Origin of the sequence: Sphingomonas sp. 66-10, assembly GCF_001897045.1 — a bacterium.
Taxonomy (GTDB): domain Bacteria; phylum Pseudomonadota; class Alphaproteobacteria; order Sphingomonadales; family Sphingomonadaceae; genus Sphingomonas; species Sphingomonas lycopersici.
Map to the genome: position 1 here is coordinate 12419 of NZ_MKRR01000137.1, position 4346 is coordinate 16764.

Below are 4346 nucleotides of genomic sequence, written 5' to 3' on the forward strand. Positions count from 1 at the left end.
CGGTGCAGGAGAAGTTCAACCTCGACCGCTTCTGGAGAAATGCCCGCGCGCACACCACGCACGATCCGATCCGCTGGCGCCTGCACGCGATCGGCGACCACCGGCTGAACGACGCCGCACCGATCGACTTCCCGCTGTCGCCCGAGGGCCGGAAGACGTTCCTCGGAGAATGATCGGGAAATCGGTTGGAGAAATCAGCATAGCTGCTGATTTCTCCAACCATCTCTACGGATATATTCTTCGAGATCCCTGTAATATCTCAGAATCCGCGATTGGCACGGTTCATGCTTAAAATATCTCGAAGCGATAATCTCGGATCGTTCCGGCACCAGAGCACATGACATCTGGACGGACGGGGAAACCACAGGGGGAAATATTCATGAGCACTGCAACCGTGCGCTCATTGCTCTTGACCGCGAGCGCATTCGTCATCGCGCTGCCCGGCGTTGCCGCGGCCAGCGACAACGGCCCGGTAGCCGATGATGCCGATAGCCATTCAACCGTCGTCGTCACCGGTCGCCGCATCGATTCCACCGTCCTGCCGGATCGGCCGCAAAGCTCGATCTACGGCACCGACGTTTCGGTCCTCGACACGCCCCGGTCCGTTTCGCAGGTGACGGCGGACCAATTGCTGCGCGACCCGCTCAAGAGCACCGACGATTTCATCAAATATGCGCCCGGCATCACCCGCGGCGGCGGCCAGGGCAACAGCGCCGCCCCCACTTTGCGCGGGCTCGCGGCGGAAGTGTTCCAGAACGGCCAGCGCATCTACAAGGACGGCAACGACCATCCACTGAACCTCAATGCTTATGAGGGGGCGGATATCGTCGCCGGCCCCTCCTCCGTCATCTTCGGCCCGTCGAGCAACACCGGCGGCTATGTCAATTATATCACCAAAAAGCCCTATTTCGACGGCCAGCACAGCCAGATCACCGCGCAGCTCGGCACCTGGACCGCGGGCGAGAAGGGCGCGTCCTATCCCGATTTCAACCTGACGCTCGACAATGGCGGGCCGATCACCGACAAGCTCGCCTATCGCATCAGCATCAAGGGGCAGCGCGGCGACACCTATTATCGCAACGTCCGCAACAATTATAACAGCTTCTACGGCGCGCTTTCGTGGCGGCCGACGAGCTCGATCCGCGTCGACTGGAACGGCTCTTTCGACAATTATTACGACTTCAACATCACGCGCGGCTGGAACCGGCCGACGCAGGAACTGGTCGACAATTTCGGTTCCTATTACGCGGGCCGCGCGACGCCGCTCATCAGCACGCCGGGCGTCGGCATCTGGTCGCCGGTCTTCGCCTCGAGCAACCCCACCGCGGCGCCCGTCGGCTGGCAGACCCGGACGCGCAACGCCAACGCGCAATATATCGCCGGCGCGGTGCAGACGACGCCGATGCCCGGCGCGACCGCGGCGCAGGCAGGGACAATCGTCGGCTGGGTCTATGACCCCAGCATTCCCGGCAACGGCCTGACCAAGATTTCCGGGGCGACGGGGTCCGGACGCCCGGAAGACATCAACAAGGCGAAACGCTATATCTCGCAGCTCCAGATCGGCGCGGACATCGGCACGAATGCCGATATTCTTTCGAGCACCTATTTCCAGCGCTCGGAAAATACCAACGATTCGGTCGGCTCCTTCATCTACCAGAATCGCAGCACGCTGATCGATCAGCGGCTCGAACTGCGGACCAAGGCGAAGAGCAATGTGCTGGGGATCGACGCGACGCTGCAATCGAATACCGGCGTCTCCTATCGCTCACTCACCTACACCGCGCTGTCGGCGAACAACAATTTCAATTACAACCCCTATGACCTGACGCTCGATCCCAGCACGATCACACCCGCCGCGCTCTATGGGCTGCCGCTCGCCAATCCCAATTCGTCGGGATCGTGGATCGGCCAGCCGGGCGTGCCGCAATCGACCTATTTCGGCTATCTCAACCTGCCCGTCATGGTGCCGGTGAACGACGGATTCTATTCCGAGATCGGGGGTTTTCCGACGTCGGGCGGCGCGGTTTACACATCGCAAGGGAGCATCCGGCAGTTCAGCATCTTCACGCAGCAGAATCTGAACTTCGGCGACGTCGTCGGGCTCAATCTCGGCATCAACGTGACGCGGATCAGCGCGCGCATCAGCAACCCCGTCGCGCTCACCGCGGTGCAGGCCGCACGCGGCGATCATCGCAGCTATACTTTGCCCAGTTATCAGGCGAGCCTCTTCATCAAGCCGATACGCCAGGTGACGCTCTACGGCACCTATGACCATAGCTATGCGCTCAACACCGGGGTCTTCGGCAACTTCCTCGTCTGGGGCCCCGGCAACAAGCTCAATGACCTCGCCTTCCGCAGCCTTTCGGAATTGTACGAGGCCGGCGCGAAGGCGGATATCGTGCCGGGCAAGCTGTTCGCCTCGCTCGCCGGCTTCGTTCAGAACCGCGATCTCAGCCCCGACACCAATGGCAATATGGCGCGCGTCCGGATCAAGGGCGTCGAGGCTTCGCTGCGCTTCCAGCCGTCGCGCAACCTGTCGGGCGGCGCGAACTTCACCTGGCTCGACGGGGTCAACACCTATATCGTCCCGGGCGGCTTTTCACCCTTCGGCTTCGTCGCGGACAATGCCACCGTATTCGGCGATTCCAACCGGCTGATCGGGCGGCCGGGCGGGCGTTATCCGTTGCCGGGCGTCCCCGCCTATTCGCTCAACGGCTTCGTCGACTATCATTTCGACAATGGGCTGGGGGCGCAGATCGAGGGCTGGTGGACGGACAAATTCATCACCAACCTCAGCGCGACGGTGGTGGTGCCCGCCTCCTATCAGACCAACCTGACGATCTATTATCGGCGGAAGAGCTACGATGTCTCGGTCCGCTTCCTCAACCTCACCAACAAGCGCAGCTTCCTCAACGCGCTGACCGGGGGCGAATTCCTCCAGCCGACGGCGCCCTTCTCCGTTCAGGGCCAGCTCGGCCTGCGCTTCTGACGCATCGTTCAAGGAGGGCATTTCGCATGAGCATCAAGATCCTGTGGTATCTCACCGCCCCCGACGGCCCCTTTCCGTGGGAGCCCGAGGGCCGTTGGAACACCGATTTCCGCCACCTCCAGCAACTGGCGGCGACGATCGACCGGCTCGGCTATTATGGCGCCTTGCTGGGGACGGGATTGTCCGACGACGTTCTCACCGTCTCCTCGGCGATGTTCGGCGTGACGAAGCGGATGCGCTTTCTCGCCGCGATCCACCCGGGCCTCCTCTCCCCCGTCAAGCTGGCGCAGATCGCGCTGACGCAGGACCGGCTGTCGGGTGGCCGGATGCTGTACAATGTCGTCAACGGCAACGACCTGATCCTGCCCGCGTTCGGCGTGAACTACGAGCATGACGAACGATATGATTTCAGCTTCGAATATTGGGACGCGTTCCGCCGCTTCTACACCGGCCAGCGCGACGGTTACGACGGGCGCTTCATCAAGCTGGCGCCGGCGCCGGCCGAATATGGTCTCGGCCGGCGCGGCGCGAAGGAACCGCCGCTTCAGCCGGTCCAGCCGGGCGGCGTCCCGTTATGGGGAGCGGGCACCTCGCCCGCTGGTGTGGCGCATTCGGTCAAGCTGCTCGACACCTATCTGAGCTTCGCCGACACCCCGCCCAGGCTCGGCGACAAGTTCCGCGCGGTCGGCGCGGAAGCCGCCAGGATCGGGCGCAGGCTCGACTATGGCACCCGTCTCCAGATCATCGTGCGCGAGACCGAGGAAGAGGCGTGGGACTATGCCCAGTGGCTGCTCGACCACACGCATATCGACTATGCGCGCCAGTCGATCGAGATGCAGATCCCGCGCGGCGAGACGATCGAGAGCTATCATAGCCCCGATCCGCAGGTGGAGGCGAACCTCGCCGCGGTGCGCGCGGGGCGTCTGCCGCGCGCCAGAGATCTCGAAATCTACCCGAATGTCTGGGTCGGACCGAGCCTGTTCGGGTTCAACATCGTATCGCCGCTGGCGGGGACGGCATTGGTCGGCAGCGCGGAGAATGTCGCCGCGCGGCTCACCGAATATGCGGCGCAGGGAACCGGCGCGTTCATTCTGTCGGGCTATCCGCTGATCAGCGAGGCGCAGCGTTTCGCCGATCTTGTCTTCCCGCTTCTCGATATCGATCATGGCTTCGACCTCCCCGTATCGGGCAGTCGCTTGCGCCGCGCAGGCGGTCGCCGCTGATCCGGCTGGCGACCTTCCGATGCACCGATTCGATCATCTGGCGGCCGCAGCCCCAGGTGAATTTTCAACACCGGCGTGCGCGATCCGGCGGCGGATGCCCGGATTTTCGCGGATCGCGGCAATTGGCACAACCC

The 4346-nt window shown here is 63.1% G+C and carries 3 protein-coding genes; all 3 read left to right on the forward strand.

All coding sequences use genetic code 11. From position 1 onward, the window contains the following. Positions 1-173 (forward strand): hypothetical protein (locus BGN95_RS27260; RefSeq protein ID WP_502688318.1); only part of this gene is annotated, 173 nt, incomplete at its 5' end. 206 nt (positions 174-379) lie between these two features. Next, positions 380-2989, forward strand: coding sequence for a TonB-dependent receptor (locus BGN95_RS18515; RefSeq protein ID WP_286773610.1), 2610 nt, complete (start codon positions 380-382; stop codon positions 2987-2989). A 26-nt stretch (positions 2990-3015) separates the two neighbouring features. Continuing rightward, entirely contained in the window at positions 3016-4212 is a 1197-nt protein-coding gene (locus BGN95_RS18520; RefSeq protein ID WP_286773611.1) for an LLM class flavin-dependent oxidoreductase, read from the forward strand. Positions 4213-4346: the final 134 nt, after the last annotated feature.

Bases quoted from the DNA above. Each gene is read 5' to 3' on its own strand.
- BGN95_RS18520 (WP_286773611.1), top strand. From the start codon at position 3,016: ATGAGCATCAAGATCCTGTGGTATCTCACCGCCCCCGACGGCCCCTTT.
- BGN95_RS18515 (WP_286773610.1), top strand. From the start codon at position 380: ATGAGCACTGCAACCGTGCGCTCATTGCTCTTGACCGCGAGCGCATTC.